We start from the raw sequence: 19,007 nt of genomic DNA, 5'->3' as shown, positions 1-19,007 counted from the left end.
GACGCCACCGGCAAGACCTGGTACGACCTGACCAGCCAGGCCTTCACCGTCTTCCTGCCCGTCAAGAGCGTGGGCGTCATGGGCGACGGCCGCACCTACGACTACGTTGTGGCGCTGCGCGCGGTGCAGACCAGCGACTTCATGACGGCTGACTGGGCTGAACTGCCTTATGGCCTGCTCAAGCGCGTGTCGAACCGGATCATCAATGAATGTGGCGGGATCAATCGCGTTACTTATGATGTATCGAGCAAGCGCCTGCTACGATTGAGTGGGAGTGATTGAATTAATAAGTTGTTAATTTAGTTATTATAGTTTATGCCATGATGGTGTTTTTGCATCATTAATGGCATTGTTTATTTAAGGTGCCAAGTACTTCTAGTAGCGTAGCGCTGAATCCCTGTTTTGCGAAAAAATCAGTGTATCGGACTAGCCATTGCTTCATTTTTCATAAAGGTTCATGGCGCGAATTTTCTGACGGCCATTCGAGCGCAGAATTTTTACTCATCAAGTCATCGAAGCCACAATCTTTAAGGAAGTTATAGATGGATTGATTAAACTTCGGGCGCCGCCGACGTTGCATCTTCATCGGTTCCTTTCGGTACAAAAACTACCATTCCTTGTCGGCCGCGAGTCAACAGGATCGGTAAAGCGTTTTAGCGACATAAGTCTTTGCGCGCTTCGTCATTGACAGCTTGCCATCGCGTACCTTTAAAATGGAAGGCTCGCCATTGTTTTTCCCTCGCGCCGATAATTAGCATCCCAGCATAAGCAGGTCCAATCCAGCTCCAAGCCCTGGATATCGAACTCTGTGGCAGCATCTTCAAGCGCATCAGACGATCTCACGTCATTTTTTGGAGCTAAGAACCATTTCGCAGGCTCTATCTTAGATTTCACAAACACACCGTGCGGTTTGAGGCGAATGGCGTTTGACGAAGCCAGCAAGCTGCACGTTCAGTGCCGCGACATTTGGAACGAAGCCACTGCCTTGCTTGCGCTAGATCCTGAGTGATGTAAAGTGAAAAATTACTTTTGTTCTTTTTTACTTCTATTGCTGCTGCCGCATTCCATCTACTAAATGACCAACAAAATCGGATAAGCGTTCTGCTCTGAAGGAAGCGCAAGTGAAGTGGCCAAATGCAGCGCGGGTGCGATCACGGAGTTAGTGAGCTGGCCTGATAATTTAAACCATTGGGGATATGGGCTTGCCAATGCGGGAAACTCTGTTCTAGGGAGTGCAGCCATTCTTGAATGCGCCTCTCCTGTGTTGATTTCTTCGGCCATTGCCTACCAAACAGATAATCGCGCACCAGTCTTGATGTCTATCCATTACAGACAGTAAAAATTCAGGCTCCGACATGGAAAAGCCGGACTGACCTTTCTTCTGTTGCATAAATTTTGACGTTTGTTTTGGAATCCCAGGCGCGTTGCGCCTCATCGAATATGGCGACTTTTTCTATGGGTGCGTCTTGAGAAATAAGTGCATCATCGCGAAAGTGGTGGATTGTTTTGTATGAAGGATGCGGCTCGGCGATCTTCTTGCACCTTTAGACGTTTCTAGTGCCGTTCTCCCGTGCTTTTGCTTGGGCATTCAAAGCTAGAGCTTCACGTAAAAACGTCCACTAAAGGGCCATTGCCTGAAAGAAAAACAGCGTGTTCTTCGCTATGAGCACGTTGGCGGGCTGTGGCAAGATTAAGGCCTGCTAATGTCTTTCCCGAGCCAGGAACGCCAGTGATAAAACAGATTATTTTGCGTTTGTCGCGTTTAGCGATATCGATGGCCTTAGTAACATATTCGGCGGTCTTAGTAGATTTTCAGCTCCAGCCTCAGAGCGGGCAATTTCTTCGACAGAATGCCCCTGATACAATGCTTGGGCGGCCTCTACGATGGTGGGGAGGAGTAGGGCGATAACGCCCCATTTTTCCATGCAGTAGCGCTAATTGGGGTGCTCTGGTATACGCTGCATAGATATAGGATAGCCTGCAGAAGGCCTGCGGCATTGACGGTTAAAGGTCGTGCGAGGCCATCTTCATCCCACTGTGGATGCAAATATTCACTGCTCTGGGCATCGGTGGCAACTAGTATCGGCACGATACGTAGGGAATGGCTAGTCTCGTGAAAGTGTTTTAGGTCTAGCCATATCCGTAGACTTGATCCAGACTGGCACGATCAAATTGACGTGCGCCGAGCTTGTACTCAATTACAAACACGATGCCGTGGGTCAGCAAGATCAAGTCTGCTCGCCGGCCCATGCGCGGAATTAAGAACTCCATAAAGATGTGGGTATCGTCGAGTTCTTGTGTCAGGTAGCGCAAATGCTGGATCTGATAGTTCCATGCGGTGCGCTGCGCGGGTTCCAGACTGAAGGGTAGGTCCGATGCCAGTCGGCCCAAGAGTTCGGCATCACTTAAAGTTGTGAGGTTTTGGCTATGTAAGGAAAGATAGGCTCGTTTCATCGATCATTTCTAATGAGCATGCGAGGGATTGAAAAAATTTCAATTCCGTCTTCAAGTTACTCTAGTTCGTTTAACAGTGTCCATTAGAAAATAATGCTATAAGCCGCTTACGACTTCGTGATTTGAGCTAATCGTTGTTGGAATAGCACTTTGAGGTAATAGATTGACGACTCAGAGTTGGATGCATGTTGTTGTGCCTGCTACCGTTGTGCTGCGGATACTACCGCAGCAGCCTGAAGATCGACAGGATTCTCGTCCAGATTTTGAGAATCCACTCCTTAGGAATCGAGTACTCTTGCTGAAAAATCCGCCGGTGGGGAGATCAACACAAGCCTAAACGCGCACGATACCTTGCATGGCTATTGCCAACCACTCCCTCGGCGACACCCCCACTTTCCCCGCAAACGCCCGCGACAAGGCGGAAGGATTTGCATACCCTAGCTCCTCCGCCAGCACCTTGATCGAGCGCCCGTCGCGCAGCCCGTTTCTGGGCCAGCGCCACCCGCCAACCCGTCAAATAATCGGCAGGCGTTTGCCCCACCAGATCGCGAAAGGTATTGGCAAACGCGGTGCGCGACATCCCCGCTTGCTCGGCCATGCGCTCCAAGGTCCAGGCGTCGCCGGGGCGTCGTGCATGGCGACCAGGGCACGGGCCAGGCGTGTGTGGTCGGACATGCCTTGACCAGGCCAGGGCGGATGCGGCCTCCTGCGGGTGGTCCAGCAACCAGCGCAGCAGCTGGATCACCGACGACTTCAAACAGCCGATCGACCAGCAGGCGCTGGCCGCAGCGCAGCTGGTCGGTTTCGGACAGCAGCAGTTGCAGTGCCATGTCCATGCCAGGCACCTGGGCCAGCGGCAAGGCCACCAAGGGTGGCAGGGATCGGGCCAATGGATTGGCCGACCCGCCTTCAAATACCAGGCGCGCGCAGCTGAAGTCGGCGCCTTCTTGCGGCGGATTGTGAAAGCGTGGTGCGTGAACGGGGAGGGTAGAGCAGCACGGTGGGCTCATCAAAGCGCAGCGATTGCGCACATCGCGGGCGCCAGGGTGGCTCACTTCCAGCTCGCCACGGCGCAGCACATGCAGGTAACCAAAGCCGTCGCCGGCATCAAAGTGGGTCAGACCGCAGAGCGCGCCGGAGTGGTGCAGCTGCGCCTTGACGCGAAAGCGCTCCAGGATTGCTGGAGAGGCGGTCGATAGGGGCTGCGGGCTGCATGCTGTACGAATTGGTGCTATTTATGAATTAATTATTCCAAATTATACATTTTGGGGCACGCATACTGGCTCTGCGTTTCAACCCTATAGGAGTCGTTCATGTCCCGCGTTTCTACCGACAACACCCCGCCGCCAGCCAAGCGGTGATGGCGCAGATCCAGAGTGCCTTTGGTGCCACGCCCCATATGTTCAAGGTGGTTGCCAACTCTCCCGCCGCGCTGCACAGCATGTGGGCCGCCTTTGGTGCGCTGGGCAAAGGCAGCCTTGGTGCCAAGCTTGGCGAGCAACTGGCGGTAGCCATTGCCCAACTACAACCGCTGCGAATACTGCTTGGCCGCCCACACGGTGCTGGGCAAAAGGCGGGTGCAGCTTGCCGATATGTCGGCCGCCCAGATTGGCCAATCGGTTGATGCCAAAACCGCAGCCGCCTTGGCGTTTGCGTTGAAGGTGGTGGCGCAGCGTGCGCAGATCAGCGATGCCGACTTTGCCAGCCTGCGCCAGGTCGGCTTTGGTGACGAGCAGGTCGTTGAGATCATCGCGCATGTGGCCTTTGAACCTGTTTACCAACTACATCAACGTCGCCTTGGATGTGCCAGTGGATTTTCCGAAAGTCGCACTGAAGTGAGCCCGACACCTGCCTGCCCAAGAGGTACTGAATGAAGATCGCTGTGTTTGACACCTATGTGCTGCGACAGACGGGCGCAGAATGCATTTCGATATCCTCGTGCGCGATCAGGAGCCCGATAAGGGGATCGATGCCGTGCTCGCGCATGGCCGCCGCTATCTGGCCGCCAAGCGGCTGCCGGCTGAGTCGTTGACAGCGCAAGAATGCCGCTTTTGCCATGTCCAGGCGGCTGCGCCAGCGGTGGAGCAAGAGATCGCGCGCAGCGGCTTTGCCATCATCGACTGCAGCATTGTGATTGACGCACCGGCAGATTCGCACCTACGCACCAGAGAAAGCATCGGCATGAAAGCACACAGTCAGTGGACCACCCGACCCGGCATGACCAGCATGGCCGCTGGCCACAGGCCGAATCCGTCGAGGACTTTCGCCACAACCTGGCCATCGTCCAGGCCCATATCGCGGCGGCCTGCCAGCGGGTGGGGCGCGACCCGGCGGCAGTGCGCCTGTTGCCTGTGAGCAAAACCAAGCCCGAGTCCAGCCTGCGCCTGGCCTATGCCGCCGGCTGCCGCATGCTGGGTGAGAACAAGCCGCAAGAGGCCTATGGCAATGGCAGGCAATGCAGGATTTGCCCGATCTGCAGTGGTCGGTTATCGGCCACCTGCAAACCAACAAGGCCAAGCTGGTGGCGCGTTTTGCGACCGAGTTCCAGGCGCTGGACAGCCTGCGTGTGTGGGCCGAGGCGCTGGAGCGGCGCCTGCAGGTGGAAGGGGCCAGCTTGGATGTCTTTGTGCAAATCAACACTTCGGGCGGGCGAGCAAGTATGGCCTGCCGCTGAGGAAGCGGCGGCTTTCATCAAAGCGCTCCCCGCGTTCTCTGCGCTGCGTGTGCGCGGGCTGATGACCTTGGCGCTGTTTTCTGCCGAGGCCGCGCAGGTGCGCCAGTGCTTTGTGCGCCTGCGTGGCTTGCGCGATCAGCTGCGGCAGGAAGAGCCGGCTTGGTATCGGCCTGGAAGGGTTGTCGATGGCATGTCGGGGACTACGAAATGGCGGTGGAGGAAGGTTGCCACCGTGGTGCGAGTGGGGCAGGCGATCTTTGGCGCGCGGGCCATGCCGGACAGCCATTACTGGCCGGTGGCTGGCGATGCGGTAGCCTGATTCGACGGCTGTGCGTGTTCAAGCGGCCGACTCCGAGGGGCGTATCCGCCTCAGGGAAGGGCTCACGATAGCTGTCCTGGATGACGCTGTGTGATGGGGTGGTGGTAATGGCTGCCATGCTGCGCATCTGTAATTGCCAGTAGCTCTCAGCTGTTTTGTTTTGTATGATGATGGACTCTATACCACCACCGATTCCCATGTCCTTATCCGCACAGCCCGGCAGCAGTCTGCACCACCAGGTGATGGACAGCTGGGCGGCTGATTGCCAGTCCCGAGTACGGGCCCGGCGCCACCTTGCCCAATGAGGAGGAGCTGTGCGAACGGCTGGGGGTGAGCCGCACTGCGGTGCGCGAGGCGATCAAGGCGCTGAGCGCCAAGGGCATGCTGGAGGCGCGGCCCCGCACGGGTACGCGCGTGCGGCCGCAGGAGCAGTGGAGCCTGTTCGATGCCGATGTGCTCGGCTGGCTTTGCAGCCAGGGGGTGGACCAGGCGCTGGGCCGGCACCTGATGTGTGATGCGCGGCATTCTGGAGCCGGCGCCGCCTCGCTGGCAGCGGCGCATGCACACCGATGCGCAGCTGCTGGCGCTGCAGCAGGCCTTTGCGGCGATGGAGGCTGCGACATCGATTGATGAATGGGTGGTCGCCGACCTGGCCTACCACCAGAGCATCCTGCAGGCCACCGGCAACCCCTTGCTGATCTCGCTGGGCGGTATTGTGGCCTCGGCGCTGGAGTCCTTGCTCACCGTCAACCGCGCAGCAGGCGGGCAGTTCAATGATGGCTTGCTGATGCACGGCAAGGTGCTGGCCGCCATTGAGCGGGCGCTAGTGCCGACGATGCGCAGCTGTGGATGCGGGCACTGCTGGCCGACACCATTGCCCGCTGGGGCGCGCCCGCCTAAAAGCCTGCATATCCAGGTTTCGCGCGGCTGTCGCGCAAAGCGCAAGGGCGGCATATGTCCTAGGGTTTGCTCTGATTTAATCATCATACAAATAAACCGATGATGGCGACTTCTGAAATTCTCAAGGTCGCCATTCCATGTCTCGTTCCCTGTTTGATCTGTCGGGCCGTACGGCGCTGATTACCGGCTCCTCGCGCGGCATTGGGCTGGCGCTGGCCAGGGCCTGCGGAATCGGGGGCAACGGTGGTGGTCAACAGCCGCCAGCAGGCGGCAGTGGATGCGGCTGTGGCGCAGTTGCAAGGTCTGGGGCCTGAAGGTGCAGGGGGCGGCCTTTGATGTGGCCGACCAGGCGGCAGTGGAGGCGGCCTTTGCCGCGTTTGATGCCCAGGGCCTGGCGATCGACATCGTCGTCAACAACGCCGGCATCCAGCACGCGAGCCCTTGCTTGATGTGTCGCTGGAGGACTGGAGCGGGTCATCAACACCAACCTGACCGCAGCCTTCGTCGTGGGCCGCACGGCAGCGCGCCGCATGATCGAGCGCGGCACCGGCGGCAAGATCATCAATATCGGCTCACTGACCAGCGAGGCGGCCCGTGCCACGGTGGCGCCCTACACGGTGGCCAAGGGCGGGATCAAGATGCTCTCCAAGGCGATGGCGGCCGAGTGGGCCATGCATGGCATCCAGGCCAACTCCATCGGACCGGGCTACATCCTCACCGACATGAACGAGGCGCTGGTCAACAATGTCGCGTTCGATGCCTGGGTCAAGGCCAGCAACCCCACGCAGCGCTGGGGCCGGCCCGATGAGCTGGTGGGCACGGCCATCTATCTGGCCTCGGGCGCATCCAACTATGTCAACGGCCAGATCATCTATGTGGATGGCGGCTGGCTGGCGGTGCTGTAAGCGGGCGCGGCACCATGGCTACCTTGATTACCGACGTCAAAGTCATCGCGACGGCGCCCGAGGGCATCAACCTCCTGGTCGTCAAGATCGAGACCAACCAGCCCGGTCTCTTCGGCCTGGGCTGCGCCACTTTTGCCTACCGCCATCTGGCAGTGCAGTGCCTGGTCGAGCAGTACCTGCGCCCGCTGCTGATCGGCCGCGATGCCAGCCAGATGAAGAGCTGTGGCAGCTGATGCACCAGAACGCCTACTGGCGCAACGGCCCGATCGAGAACAATGCGATCTCGGGCGTGGACATGGCGCTGTGGGACCTCAAGGGCAAGCAGGCCGGCATGCCGCTGTACCAGCTGGGGGCAAGCTGCGCGAGGGCGTGCCTATCTACCGCCATGCCGATGGCCGTGTCTGGAAGAGCTCTGCGACAACATCCAGAAGTACCGCGAGCAGGGCATTACCCATATCCGTTGCCAAAGCGGCGGCTATGGCGGTGGCGGTTTTGGCGCAGCGCCCGGCACGGGCCCCCAAGGTGCCGCTGACGGCATCTACCTCGATGCGCGCAAGTACATGCGCGAGACGCTCAAGATGTTTGACGCCATCCGCAGCCGCATCGGCTTTGAGGTGGAGCTGTGCCATGACGTGCACGAGCGCTTGAAACCTGCCGATGCGATCCGCTTTGCGCAGGCGCTCGAGCCGTTTGAGCTGTTCTTTCTGGAAGACGCCATTGCGCTGGAAGAGGGCGATTGGCTGCGCCAGCTGCGCGACAAGACCAATGTGCCGCTGGCCCAGGGCGAGCTGTTCAACCACCCGTTTGAGTGGCGCGGCATCATCGCCGAGCGGCCTGATCGACTTTATCCGCGTGCACCTGAGCCAGGTGGGCGGCATCACCCGCGCGCAAGCTGCAGCTGTTTGCCGAGCAGTACGGCGTGCGTACGGCCTGGCATGGCCGGGCGATATGTCGCCGCTGGCGCATGCGGCCAATATCCATATCGACCTGGCCTCGCGCAATTTTTGGCGTGCAGGAGTGGTCGGGCACCGAGCCACCCATTTTTGTGATCCAGGAGCTCAAGGCCCGCGCGATGCGCTGCTGGCCGTGTTCCTGGTTTGCCCACGTTCCGCAATGGCTATGTCTACGCCAATGAGCAGCCCGGCCTGGGCGTGGACATTGACGAGCGCGAGGCGGCCAAGTACCCTGCAGCAGCGCAGTGACCACCTGGACGCAGACGCGCCTGGCCGATGGGAGCCTGCAGACCCCCTGATTCCCAGCATGCCGGGCCAGCAGCGCCGGCTTTTTTTGATTGATAACAAAGACGGAGACAGACAGATGACCACTCACTTCCAACTGCGCCGCATCGTGCTGGCCACCCTGGCGGCATCGGCAATGGGCGCTGGCGCCGCTTATGCCGAAGTCAAGGCCGCGTGGGCCATGCGATGCCCGAGAGCCACCCGCAGGCCATTGCGATGAACAAGTTCGCCGAGCTCGCCTCCACCTACACCAATGGCAATGTCAAGGTGCAGGCCTACCACAGCGCCGTGCTGGGCAGCGATGAGAAGCAGCTGCAAGCGTTGCAGTCTGGCACGCAGGATCTGTACATCGGCACCCTGGCGCCACTGTCCTCGCGGGTCAGGAAGTGAGGTCTGGGATCTGCCTTTTATGTTCCGCAACTCGGCCGAGGTCTATGCGGTGCTCGATGGCGCCTCGTCCAAGAAGATTTTCGAGAAGATCGGCACCGGCCAACCTGGTGGGGCTGACCTGGACCGGCATTGGGCTTTCGCAACCTGTCCAACAGCAAGCACCGCGTGGCCAAGCCCGGGATGTCAGCGGCCTCAAGATCCGAGTGATGACCACCCGGTCGCGTTGGAAACCTGGAAGACCCTGGGCGCCAATGCCACGCCGATGGCCTTTGCCGAGGTGTTCCCGGCGCTGGAGATCAAGGCCCTCGACGGCCAGGAGAACCCGCTGCAGCACATGTGGCCAACAAGATGCAGGAAGTGCAGAAGTTCATCACCATCACCAACCATGTCTACACGCCATCGGCCCTGGTCGCGTCGAAGAAGTTCTGGGATGGCCTCTCACCCGCCGACAAGGCCGGTGTGCAAAAGGCCGCGACCGAAGCGGGCCTGCTGCAACGCAAGCTGCTCGACGAAGGCGACAGCCTGGCTGTCGAGAACTTCAAGAAGGCTGGCGTGACCGTGGACAGCATGCCCGCTGCCGAGCTGGCGCGCATGCAGGACAAGGTCAAGCCCGTGCTGGCCAAGTTCTCGCCGCAGATCGGTGATGAGTTCGTCAAGGGCTTCTTTGCCGAAATCGAGCAGGCGCGCAAGGCCCAGTAAGGCCCAGGAAGGGTATGGGCCCAGGCCGGCATAGGCTGGGTCCGCTCCCTGCATTTCTTTTCAAGGTTCTGGCAGCGCCCATGGCGCGGCGCTGCCGGCTTAGACATACAAGCATTCAGGTGGCGGCACGGCACAAGGCCGCGCTGCCGGGAAAGGTGTTGCCATGGGCAAGGTACTCAAAATGCTCGCCGACGGGCTGACGCGCGCGCTGGAAATCGCCATGGTGCTGTGCATGCTCGTCATGCTGGTGATGGTGTTCGCAATGTGATGCTGCGGCTGTTTTTCAATACCGGCATTGATCTGTCGGAAGAGGTGCCGCGCTTTGCCTTTGTGTGGCTGACCTTTTTGGGCGCCATCGTGGGCATGCGCAAGCGTGCCCATCTGGGGGTGGACCTGATGGTGCAGATGATGCCGCTGGTGGGCCGTCGCGTCTGCTGGGGCCTGAGCCAGGCCATCATGCTGCTGTGCTGCGTCTACATCGTCTACGGCACCTGGCTGCAGCACGACATCATCGCGGGCAATGCCTCGCCGGTGGCGCAGCTGAGCATGCTCTGGGTGTACGGCGTGAGCTATTTCACCGGGGCGGCCATTGGCTTTATCTGCCTGTCGAACCTGGTGCGTCTGGTGCTGGGCAAGGTGGCGGACTATGAGCTGATTGACGTGCAGGAAGAGGGCATGGAAGAGGGCACGTGAGGCCGAGCACGCCATGCAGGAGCAGCAGACCCAATCGCAGGCCCAGTCCCAAGGAGGTCGCGCATGACCATCTTCATTTTTATCTCGTCGCTGCTGGGCCTGATGGCTCTGGGCATGCCCATTGCCTTTGCGCTGATTGGCTGCGGCCTGGCGCTGATGTACTACATGGGCTTTACCGATCCGCAGATCGTGGTGCAGAACATGTGGGATGGCGCCAACAGCTTCCCGCTGCTGGCCGTGCCCTTCTTCATGCTGGCGGGCGAATTCATGAACGCCGGCGGCATGACGCGCCGCATCATCCACATGGCCATGGCCTGGATTGGCCATATCCGGGGCGGCCTGGGCTATGTGGCCGTTGGCGCCGCCGTGATCATGGCCTCGCTCTCGGGCTCGGCCGTGGCCGATACCGCGGCACTGGCCGCCGTGCTGGTGCCGATGTTGCGCAAGGCCGGCTATGAGGTCAACCGCTCCTGCGGTCTGATCGCCTGCGGCGGCATCATCGCGCCGGTGATTCCGCCATCGATCGCGATGATTCTGTATGGCGTGACCGGTGGCGTGTCCATCACCAAGCTGTTCATCGCAGGCATTGTGCCGGGGCTGTTGATGGGTGTAGCGATCCTGCTGGCTGGCGCTGGTGCATTGGCCGTGACCCGATCGTCACCGAGCCCAAGCGCAGCACTGCCGAGCGCCTGGCCGCCACGCGCCAGTCGCTGTGGGCGCTGGTGCTGCCCATCGTGATCATCGGTGGCCTGAAGTTCGGCTGGTTCACGCCGACCGAGGCTGCCGTCATGGCCGCGATGTACTCGCTGCTGGTGGGCATGTTCGTCTACCGCGAGATCAAGCTGAACCAGTTGTTTGCGCTGATCTACCGCGCCGCGGAGACCACGGCCATCATCATGTTCCTGGTGTCGGCCGCTGGCGTATCGGCCTGGCTGATCACCACCGCGAACATTCCGCAGCAGCTGGCCGCGCTGGTTGAGCCGCTGATGGACAACAAGATGCTGCTCACCTTTGCCGCTGATGGTGCTGGTGCTGCTGGTGGGCACGGCGCTGGATTTCACGCCCACGGTGCTGATCATGACGCCTGTGCTGATGCCGGTGCTCAAGCAGGCGGGCATCGACCCGGTCTACTTCGGCGTGCTGTTCATCATGAACAACGCCATTGGCCTCGTCACCCCTCGGTGGGCACCGTGCTCAATGTCGTCTGCGGGGTCGCCAAAGATACCGATGAGCGGTGCCATCAAGGGCGTGATTCCGTTCATGGTGGCCCAGACGATTGTGATGTTCCTGCTCGTGGTGTTCCCGCAGATCGTCATGTGGCCGCTGGAGATGATGAGCCGCTAAGCCTCAAACCGTCACCCCAAACCCATTCATTGAGAGCCTTGGGCGCTTGCCAGGCGCAAGCGCCAAGGGCGGGCTTTGCCCAAAAAGACAAGGAGCCGACCATGAAACTGATTCCACGCCGCAGCCTCGTTGCAGGCCTGGCCTGCGCCACCTTGGCGCTGCTGGGCCTGGCGCCCGTGCAAGCCCAGGAGGGCAGCGCGCACGCCTGGGCCATTCCTTTGCCGATTCGCACCCCCGCGCCATCGCGATGAAGCAGTTTGCTGCCGATGTCGCCAAGTCCACCGATGGCAAGGTGCAGATCGATGTGTACAGCAGCGCCACCTTGGGCAGCGAAGACAAGATGCTGATTGCAGTGCAAAGCGGCACGCAGGACCTGTACATGGGCGCGCTCTCGCCCATCGCCGCGCGCAAGAAGGCGCTGCAGATTTTTGATTTCCGTTTCTGTTTGCCAGCGATGCCGAGGCCGCCCATGTGCTCGATGGCCCGTGGGCCGCCAGATGCTCGATGGCATTGCCGATATGAAGATGCGCGGCCTGGTCTGGGCGGGCGGCGCCTTCCGCAATATGTCCAACAGCAAGCGCCCGCTAGCCTCGCTGGCCGACATGAAGGGCCTGCCGTGCGCTGTGCCGTGATGCAAAGCCGATGGCGCTGGCCAGCTTCAATGCGATGGGCATGAACGCCGTGCCGATGGCCTTCTCCGAGGTCTACCCCGCGCTGGAGATCAAGGCGCTCGATGGCTATGAGCACCCGGTGGTCGACATGTATGCCAACAAGATGTACGAGGTTGCAGAAGTACCTGACCATCACCAACCATGTCTACACGCCCGTCCCGTCGCGCTGATCGCGTCCGAGAAATGGTGGTCGGGCCTGACGCCCGCGCAGCAGCAGGCGGTGCAGCAGTCCGCCGAAAAGGCCCGCACCCTGCAGCGCAGCGAAGAGCTGCGCCAGGCCGGTGAGGTGGTCGCCCAGCTCCAATCGCATGGCATGCAGGTGGGCGAGATGCCGGCTGCCGAGCTGGAAAAGATCGCGCTGCGGTGCAGCCGTGTGATCGACAAGAACCAGGCCACCGTCGGCCAGGAGTTTGCCCAGTCGTTTTATGCAGCGCTGGCCAGCTACCGCAATACCAAACGCTGACCCTTCAGTGCGCCATCACACACCAACCTAGGAACTTCTGATATGGAAGCGCTTGTTATCCACGCACCGGCGATCTGCGGGTGCAATCCGTCCCCGCGCCTGCGCCCGGACCTGGCCAGATGCTGGTGCGGGTGCGCTGCGGCGGCATCTGCGGCTCTGACCTGCATTACTACAGCATGGCGGCTTTGGCACGGTGCGCATCAAGGAGCCGATGGTGCTGGGCCATGAGGTCTCGGGCGTCATCGAAGTGGTAGGTGCCGATGTGCAAGGCTTTGCTGCCGGCCAGCGCATTGCAGTCAGCCCAGCTGGCCTTGCGGCCAGTGCCGCTTTTGCCAGATGGGCCTGCAAAACCACTGCCTAGACATGCGCTACTACGGCAGCGCGATGCGCACGCCCCATGTGCAAGGTGCGTTCCGCCAGCAGATCGTCATCGAGTCGCACCAGGCCCATCTGCTCGCCCCCCAGGTGAGCGACGCCGAAGGGGCCATGGCCGAGCCGCTGGCAGTTGCCCTGCACGGCGTGCAGCGGGCCGGCCCCTGCTGGCCGCAAGGTGCTGGTGACGGGGATGCGGGCCGATTGGTGCGCTGGCCATCATTGCCGCGCGCCGCGCAGGCGCCGCGCACATTGTGGCCACCGACATGAGCGCGCACCCGCTGGCCAAGGCCTTGCAGGTGGGCGCCGATGAGGTCGTTGCATGTGGGCGAGTCGCCCGATGGCCTGGCCGTTACGCGGCCGACAAGGGCCAGTTCGATGTGCTGTTCGAGGCCAGCGGCAACCCGCATGCCTTGCGCGGCGCCTTCGATGTGCTGCGCCCGCGCGCCACCATCGTGCAGCTGGGCCTGGCCGGTGCCGAGATGACCCTGCCGTATCAACACCTTGGTAGCCAAGGAGTTCGACTGGCGCGGCTCCTTCCGCTTCCATGAGGAGTTTGCCACTGCGGTGGCCTGCTCAACAAGGGCCTGGTCGATGTGAAACCGCTGATCTCCGCCACCTTGTCATACCGCGATTCGGCCCGCGCCTTTTGCGCTGGCGGCCGACCGCTCGCAGGCGATGAAGGTGCTGCTGGACTTTTGAGTGAGCCTGCGCACCAGCCCCAGCCACCACTGCTGATTCCCACCCCATTTTTTCAGTTCTTCCCATGAAAATCGTCAAGCTCACCACCTTTATCGTGCCACCGCGCTGGTGCTTTCTCAAGATCGAAACCGACGAGGGCATCGTTGGCTGGGCGAGCCGGTGGTCGAAGGCCGCGCCCATACGGTGGCAGCAGCCGTCGAGGAACTCTCCGACTACCTGGTGGGCCGCGACCCGCGCAAGTGCAGGACCTGTGGAATGTAATGTACCGCGCCGGCTTCTACCGGGGCGGCCCGGTGATGATGAGCGCCATTGCCGGTGTCGACCAGGCGCTGTGGGACATCAAGGGCAAGGCGCTGGGTGTGCCGGTGCATGAGCTCTTGGGCGGCAAGGTGCGCGACCGCATCCGCGTCTACTCCTGGATCGGGGGTGGACCGTCCGGCAGATACGGCCGCGCAAGCGCAAGCTGCCGTCGCCCGAGGCTTTACCGCCGTCAAGATGAACGGCACCGAGGAGATGCAGTTACATCGACAGCCATGCCAAGGTGGAGCAGGCGGTGGCCAATGTCGCGATGATCCGCGAGTCGGTGGGCAAGCACATTGGCATTGGCGTGGACTTCCACGGCCGGGTGCACAAGCCCATGGCCAAGGTGCTGATGCGCGAGCTGCGCGACTTCAACCTGATGTTCATCGAGGAGCCCGTGCTCAGCGAGCACCTGGAGGTGATCCCCGAACTCGCCGCCATTGGCGCCGCTCCGATCGCGCTGGGCGAGCGCCTCTATTCGCGCTGGGATTTCAAGCGCGTGTTTGCGCAGGGCGGTGTCGACATCATCCAGCCCGATCCGTCGCATGCCGGCGGCATCACCGAGACCTGCAAGATCGCCGCGATGGCCGAAGCCTACGATGTGGCGGTGGCCCTGCATTGCCCGCTGGGCCCGATTGCGCTGGCCGCCAACCTGCAGATCGATGCAGTCTGCTACAACGCTTCATCCAGGAGCAAAGCCTGGGCATCCACTACAACCAGGGCAATGACCTGCTCGACTATGTACACAACCGCGATGCCTTTGACTACCAGGACGGCTATGTCGCGATGCCCGGCGGCCCCGGCCTGGGCATCGAGGTGAACGAGGCCTATGTGGCCGAGCGCGCCAAGGAGGGCCACCGCTGGCGCAACCCGGTATGGCGCCATGCCGATGGCAGTGTGGCGGAGTGGTGAGCGAGTGGTGAGGCCAGGCGCCTCAACCCGGGTGTCTTGCCGGGTGGGGCGGCGGTTTAAGCAATGCCGCCATTGGCACGCAGCACCTGCCCGTTGATCCAGCCCGACTCCTTGCTGGCCAAAAAGGCGACCACCGCCGCGATGTCCTCGGGCTCGCCCAGGCGCTCCAGCGGTGGCATCTTGGCAAAGTGCTCAATTTGCGCCTCGCTCTTGCCGGTAAAGAACAGCTCGGTGGCGACCGGGCCGGGAGCGACCGCGTTGACGGTGATCTGGCGGCCGCGCAGCTCCTTGGCGAACACGCGGGTAAAGGCCTCGACGGCGGCCTTGCTGCCGTTGTAGATCGCGTAGCCGGGCAGGTTCAGCGCCAGTGCGGTGGTCGAGAGGTTGATGATGCGCCCGCCTGCGTTGAGGCGTGTGGCCGCTTCGCGCAGCGTGTTGAACACGCCCTGGGTGTTGATCGCAAAGGTCTTGGCAAACAGCGCGTCGCTGGTCTCAGCCAGGGTGCTGGTGGCGAGCACACCGGCGTTGTTGACGAGCACATCAATCTGGCCCAGTTGCTGCTCGACGGTGCTGAACATCACCTGGACTTGGTCAGCCTGCGAGATATCGGCACGGATGGCCATCGCTGGCCACCTTCTTGCACCAGCGCTTGGGCCAGTGCTTCGGCCTCTTGCGCGTTGTTGGCGTAGTTGATGGCGATGGCGTGGCCGTCCTGGGCCAGGCGGCGGGCAATGTTGGCACCGATTCCGCGCGATGCGCCGGTGATCAGGGCAATGGATGTGGGCTTGGTCATGTCTGCTTTCCTGTCGTTGATCGAATGGCTGGATTTTTCACTATTCCATTCAAAAGATCATTGTGCTGATTTGAATTTTTAATTCGGTTTACTTTAATAATCTGCGCCGCATTGGGTTGGCGTTGTTGCGATGGACCGCTTTCAGGAAATGCAGGTATTTGTGCGGGTGGCTGACCGCAGCAGCTTTGCGCAGGCGTCGGACGATCTGCAGATTCCGCGTGCCACGGTGACCAACCTGGTCCAGCGGCTGGAAGCGCGGGTGGGCGCGCGCCTGCTGGACCGCACCACGCGCCAGGTTCGGCTGACGGCCGAAGGCGAGGACTACTACCGCCGCTGCACCCGGCTGCTGGCCGATCTGCAGGAGGCCGAGAGCGCCTTTCGCCACGCGCCACCGCAGGGCTTGCTGCGGGTCAACCTGCAGGGCACCTTGGCGCGCTTTTTTGTGATGCCCCATCTGGGCGCGTTTGCGGACCAGTACCCCGAGGTACAGCTGCACATGGCGGAGGACGACCGGCTGGTGGACCTGGTGCGCGAAGGGGTGGACTGCGTGCTGCGGGCCGGCAGCCTGCAAAGCTCGTCGCTGATCGGGCGCCAGGTGGCGTCGCTGCGCCGGTGACGGTCGTCAGCGGGGCCTATGCCCAGCGCCACGGCCTGCCGCAGTCACTCGATGACCTGTCCCAGCATGCCGCTGTGGCCTATGTCTCCAGCGCCACGGGCCGGCCGGTGGCGCTGGAGTTTTGCGTGGGCAAGCAGGTGGTGGAACGGCGCCTCAAGCCCAGCATCACCGTCAACGGCGCCGATCTGTACACCGGCGCAGCCATGGCGGGCTTGGGGATGGTACAGGTGCCGCGCTACCGCATTGCGCAGGCGCTGCAAGAGGGCGAACTGCTGGAGGTTCTGCCTGATGTACCCCCGCCGTCGATGCCGGTCTCGGTGCTGCACCCCTACAGCCGCCAGCCTTCGGCACGGCTGCGGGTGTTTATTGACTGGCTGGCAGAGCGCTTTGTAGATGTGAATTAGTGGCGCATTGGGTGGAGCCGAAAGGTAAGGCAGCCCAGCCATCTGGCCGGGCACTTGCGCGAGTGCATGCGGACAGCGTACAAAAAACAGGCCCACCGCCTGGTGGGCGGTGGGCCTGGGTTCAGCCAGCAGCAGCTGGCATCTCTGGTCGCTTAGCGGTTGGAGCGGGTTGCAATGCCGGCCACCACATGGGCAGGCGCTTCGGTGTAGCGCTTGAACTCCATCGTGTAGGTGGCGCGGCCCTGCGTCATCGAGCGCAGCTGCGTGGCATAGCCAAACATCTCGGACAAGGGGACCTCGGCCTTGATGCTCTTGCCGCCACCGGCGATGTCGTCCATGCCCTGCACCATGCCCCGGCGCGATGATGACAGGTCGCCCATCACCGTGCCGGCATAGTCCTCGGGCGTTTCGACCTCGACGGCCATCATCGGCTCCAGGATGACCGGGTTGGCCTTCTTCATGCCTTCCTTGAAGCCGAAGATGGCCGCCATCTTGAAGGCCTGCTCGGACGAGTCCACATCGTGGTACGAACCAAAAGTGAGGCGCACGCGCACATCCACCCCCGGGTAGCCGGCCAGCACGCCGCTCGCCAGCGCCTCGCGCACCCCCTTCTCCACGGCCGGGATGTACTCGCGCGGCACCACGCCGCCCTTGATCTCGTCAACAAACGCAAAGCCTTCGCCGGACGCCATCGGCTCCAGCGTGAAGACCACATGGCCATACTGGCCCTTGCCGCCCGACTGGCGCACAAACTTGCCGTCCACATCCTTGACCGTGTTGCGGATGGTCTCGCGGTAGGCCACCTGGGGCTTGCCACATTGGCTTCCACATTGAACTCCCGCTTCATGCGGTCCACGATGATCTCCAGATGCAGCTCGCCCATGCGGCGATGATGGTCTGGCCGATTCCTCATCGGTGCGCACACGGAACGACGGATCCTCGGCGGCCAGGCGCGACAGGGCAATGCCCATCTTCTCCTGGTCGGCCTTGGTCTTGGGCTCGATCGCTTGCGCAATGACGGGCTCAGGGAAGGACATGCGCTCCAGAATGATGGGCGCGCTCGGGTCGCTCAAGGTCTCACCGGTGGTCACCTCCTTGAGGCCCACACAGGCGGCAATGTCGCCGGCGCGGATCTCGTCGATTTCCTGGCGCTCATTGCATGCATCTGCACGATGCGGCCAATGCGCTCCTTGCGGCCCCGGATCGGGTTGTAGACCAGGTCACCCTTGCTGAGCACGCCCGAGTAGACACGCACAAAGGTCAGCTGGCCCACAAAGGGATCGGTCATCAGCTTGAAGGCGAGGGCAGAGAACTTCTCGCCATCGTCAGCGCGGCGCGTGAGCACCGTGCTGTCGTTCTCGTCTTCGCTGTGGCCAGTCACCGCAGGCACATCCAGTGGCGAAGGCATGAGCTCGACCACGGCGTCCAGCAAGCGCTGCACACCCTTGTTCTTAAAGGCCGAGCCGCACAGCATGGGCTGGATCTCGGTGGCAATTGTGCGCAGGCGCAAGCCCGCAATGATGTCGGCCTCAGGCAGGTCACCATCGCTCAGGTACTTGTCGGTCAGCGCTTCGCTCGCTTCGGCAGCCGCTTCCACCATCTGGGTACGCCATTCCTGCGCAGAGGCCTGCAGCTCGGCGGGGATGTCCCGGTACTCGAACTGCATGCCCTGCGAGGCCTCGTCCCAGATGATGGCCTTCATCTTGATCAGGTCGATCACGCCGGAGAACTCGGCCTCGGCACCAATCGGGATCACGATGGGCACAGGGTTGGCCTCAGGCGGTCCACCATCATCTGGCGCACGCGGAAGAAGTCCGCACCAATGCGGTCCATCTTGTTGACAAAGGCCAGCCGTGGCACCTTGTACTTGTTGGCCTGGCGCCAGACGGTTTCGGACTGCGGCTGCACGCCGCCCACCGAGTCATAGACCATGACGGCGCCGTCGAGCACGCGCATCGAGCGCTCGACCTCGATCGTGAAGTCCACGTGACCGGGGTGTCGATGATGTTGATGCGGTGCGGTGGGAAGTTGCGTTCCATGCCCGACCAGAAGGCTGTTGTCGCTGCCGAGGTGATCGTGATGCCGCGCTCTTGCTCTGGGCCATCCAGTCCATCGTGGCGGCGCCATCATGCACCTCGCCCAGCTTGTGGCTCACCCC

14 protein-coding genes and 13 pseudogenes are annotated in these 19,007 nt (G+C 61.7%); 20 read left to right on the top strand and 7 right to left on the bottom strand.

The window, feature by feature from the left end; all coding sequences use genetic code 11:
* Positions 1-278, top strand: a pseudogene (locus tag ACFODQ_RS05695) (GMP synthase (glutamine-hydrolyzing)); the annotation flags it as partial.
* Positions 279-708: 430 nt separating this feature from the next.
* Here the strand turns inward: ACFODQ_RS05695 and ACFODQ_RS05690 are convergent.
* The 5 genes and pseudogenes from ACFODQ_RS05690 to ACFODQ_RS05670 all read right to left on the bottom strand — a co-directional run.
* Positions 709-942, bottom strand: coding sequence for a DNA/RNA helicase domain-containing protein (locus ACFODQ_RS05690; RefSeq protein ID WP_377015635.1), 234 nt, complete (start codon positions 940-942; stop codon positions 709-711).
* Positions 943-1,602: 660 nt separating this feature from the next.
* On the bottom strand, positions 1,603-1,734 hold the full coding sequence (locus ACFODQ_RS05685; RefSeq protein WP_377015641.1) for a DNA/RNA helicase domain-containing protein: 132 nt from the start codon (positions 1,732-1,734) through the stop codon (positions 1,603-1,605).
* Positions 1,735-2,130: 396 nt separating this feature from the next.
* Positions 2,131-2,454 carry a hypothetical protein gene (locus ACFODQ_RS05680; RefSeq protein ID WP_377015633.1) on the bottom strand — a complete coding sequence of 108 codons (324 nt, stop codon included), beginning with the start codon at positions 2,452-2,454 and terminating at the stop codon, positions 2,131-2,133.
* Between the two features lie 333 nt (positions 2,455-2,787).
* Entirely contained in the window at positions 2,788-2,910 is a 123-nt protein-coding gene (locus ACFODQ_RS05675; protein ID WP_377015631.1) for a hypothetical protein, read from the bottom strand.
* Positions 2,911-3,260: 350 nt separating this feature from the next.
* A pseudogene (locus ACFODQ_RS05670) lies at positions 3,261-3,575 on the bottom strand (cupin domain-containing protein); the annotation flags it as partial.
* Between the two features lie 239 nt (positions 3,576-3,814).
* Between ACFODQ_RS05670 and ACFODQ_RS05665 the strand changes: the two are divergent.
* The 18 genes and pseudogenes from ACFODQ_RS05665 (at position 3,815) to dgoD (ending at position 15,036) form a co-directional block, all read left to right on the top strand.
* Positions 3,815-4,293: pseudogene (locus ACFODQ_RS05665) on the top strand (carboxymuconolactone decarboxylase family protein).
* Positions 4,294-4,374: 81 nt separating this feature from the next.
* Positions 4,375-4,515 (top strand): annotated as a pseudogene (locus tag ACFODQ_RS05660) (DUF2024 family protein); the annotation flags it as partial.
* A 137-nt stretch (positions 4,516-4,652) separates the two neighbouring features.
* Positions 4,653-5,447, top strand: a complete 795-nt coding sequence (locus ACFODQ_RS05655) for an alanine racemase (RefSeq protein WP_377015629.1) — start codon at positions 4,653-4,655, stop codon at positions 5,445-5,447.
* 258 nt (positions 5,448-5,705) lie between these two features.
* Complete coding sequence (locus tag ACFODQ_RS05650; RefSeq protein WP_377015639.1) at positions 5,706-6,077, top strand: FadR/GntR family transcriptional regulator; 372 nt, start codon at positions 5,706-5,708, stop codon at positions 6,075-6,077.
* Entirely contained in the window at positions 6,007-6,450 is a 444-nt protein-coding gene (locus tag ACFODQ_RS05645) for a FadR/GntR family transcriptional regulator (protein WP_377015627.1), read from the top strand. Before ACFODQ_RS05650 ends, ACFODQ_RS05645 begins: the two co-directional genes overlap by 71 nt.
* A 34-nt stretch (positions 6,451-6,484) precedes the next feature.
* Positions 6,485-7,252, top strand: a pseudogene (locus ACFODQ_RS05640) (SDR family oxidoreductase).
* A gap of 14 nt (positions 7,253-7,266) precedes the next feature.
* Positions 7,267-7,526: pseudogene (locus tag ACFODQ_RS05635) on the top strand (starvation-sensing protein RspA); the annotation flags it as partial.
* Position 7,527: 1 nt separating this feature from the next.
* Positions 7,528-8,301 (top strand): enolase C-terminal domain-like protein, encoded by a 774-nt coding sequence (locus ACFODQ_RS05630; RefSeq protein ID WP_377015625.1) that lies wholly within the window; start codon positions 7,528-7,530, stop codon positions 8,299-8,301.
* A 268-nt stretch (positions 8,302-8,569) separates the two neighbouring features.
* Complete coding sequence (locus ACFODQ_RS05625) at positions 8,570-8,710, top strand: hypothetical protein (RefSeq protein WP_377015623.1); 141 nt, start codon at positions 8,570-8,572, stop codon at positions 8,708-8,710.
* On the top strand, positions 8,677-8,880 hold the full coding sequence (locus tag ACFODQ_RS05620) for a hypothetical protein (protein ID WP_377015621.1): 204 nt from the start codon (positions 8,677-8,679) through the stop codon (positions 8,878-8,880). Before ACFODQ_RS05625 ends, ACFODQ_RS05620 begins: the two co-directional genes overlap by 34 nt.
* Positions 8,792-9,579 (top strand): annotated as a pseudogene (gene dctP / locus ACFODQ_RS05615) (TRAP transporter substrate-binding protein DctP). The gene ACFODQ_RS05620 and the pseudogene dctP (ACFODQ_RS05615) overlap by 89 nt, the downstream one beginning before the upstream one ends.
* 267 nt (positions 9,580-9,846) lie before the next feature.
* Entirely contained in the window at positions 9,847-10,272 is a 426-nt protein-coding gene (locus tag ACFODQ_RS05610; protein WP_377015619.1) for a TRAP transporter small permease, read from the top strand.
* Between the two features lie 63 nt (positions 10,273-10,335).
* A pseudogene (locus tag ACFODQ_RS05605) lies at positions 10,336-11,219 on the top strand (TRAP transporter large permease); the annotation flags it as partial.
* Between the two features lie 73 nt (positions 11,220-11,292).
* A complete protein-coding gene (locus tag ACFODQ_RS05600) occupies positions 11,293-11,616 on the top strand; it encodes a TRAP transporter large permease subunit (RefSeq protein ID WP_377015637.1) in 324 nt (107 codons plus the stop codon).
* Between the two features lie 247 nt (positions 11,617-11,863).
* The gene (locus ACFODQ_RS05595; protein WP_377015617.1) at positions 11,864-12,292 is read left to right on the top strand and encodes a hypothetical protein; all 429 of its coding nucleotides are present in this window, start codon (positions 11,864-11,866) and stop codon (positions 12,290-12,292) included.
* A complete protein-coding gene (dctP, locus tag ACFODQ_RS05590) occupies positions 12,259-12,750 on the top strand; it encodes a TRAP transporter substrate-binding protein DctP (protein WP_377015615.1) in 492 nt (163 codons plus the stop codon). The genes ACFODQ_RS05595 and dctP (ACFODQ_RS05590) overlap by 34 nt, the downstream gene beginning before the upstream one ends.
* A 42-nt stretch (positions 12,751-12,792) precedes the next feature.
* Positions 12,793-13,824: pseudogene (locus ACFODQ_RS05585) on the top strand (L-idonate 5-dehydrogenase).
* Positions 13,825-13,888: 64 nt separating this feature from the next.
* A pseudogene (gene dgoD / locus ACFODQ_RS05580) lies at positions 13,889-15,036 on the top strand (galactonate dehydratase).
* A 56-nt stretch (positions 15,037-15,092) separates the two neighbouring features.
* Here the strand turns inward: dgoD and ACFODQ_RS05575 are convergent.
* A pseudogene (locus tag ACFODQ_RS05575) lies at positions 15,093-15,829 on the bottom strand (SDR family oxidoreductase).
* 130 nt (positions 15,830-15,959) lie between these two features.
* On the opposite strand from ACFODQ_RS05575, the pseudogene ACFODQ_RS05570 reads away from it, so the two are divergent.
* A pseudogene (locus tag ACFODQ_RS05570) lies at positions 15,960-16,849 on the top strand (LysR family transcriptional regulator).
* 152 nt (positions 16,850-17,001) lie between these two features.
* Here ACFODQ_RS05570 and fusA read toward each other — a convergent pair.
* Positions 17,002-19,007: pseudogene (gene fusA / locus ACFODQ_RS05565) on the bottom strand (elongation factor G); the annotation flags it as partial.

The organism is Comamonas sp. JC664 (assembly GCF_042647185.1).
The sequence above is the reverse complement of the archived record's forward strand: the minus strand, read 5'-3'. Positions and strand labels throughout refer to the sequence as shown.

Bases quoted from the DNA above. Each gene is read 5' to 3' on its own strand.
- ACFODQ_RS05680 (WP_377015633.1), bottom strand. From the start codon at position 2,454: ATGAAACGAGCCTATCTTTCCTTACATAGCCAAAACCTCACAACTTTA.
- ACFODQ_RS05645 (WP_377015627.1), top strand. From the start codon at position 6,007: ATGCACACCGATGCGCAGCTGCTGGCGCTGCAGCAGGCCTTTGCGGCG.
- ACFODQ_RS05630 (WP_377015625.1), top strand. From the start codon at position 7,528: ATGCGATCTCGGGCGTGGACATGGCGCTGTGGGACCTCAAGGGCAAGC.
- ACFODQ_RS05625 (WP_377015623.1), top strand. From the start codon at position 8,570: ATGACCACTCACTTCCAACTGCGCCGCATCGTGCTGGCCACCCTGGCG.
- ACFODQ_RS05620 (WP_377015621.1), top strand. From the start codon at position 8,677: ATGCCCGAGAGCCACCCGCAGGCCATTGCGATGAACAAGTTCGCCGAG.
- ACFODQ_RS05610 (WP_377015619.1), top strand. From the start codon at position 9,847: ATGCTGCGGCTGTTTTTCAATACCGGCATTGATCTGTCGGAAGAGGTG.
- ACFODQ_RS05600 (WP_377015637.1), top strand. From the start codon at position 11,293: ATGGTGCTGGTGCTGCTGGTGGGCACGGCGCTGGATTTCACGCCCACG.
- ACFODQ_RS05595 (WP_377015617.1), top strand. From the start codon at position 11,864: ATGAAGCAGTTTGCTGCCGATGTCGCCAAGTCCACCGATGGCAAGGTG.
- dctP (WP_377015615.1), top strand. From the start codon at position 12,259: ATGGCGCTGGCCAGCTTCAATGCGATGGGCATGAACGCCGTGCCGATG.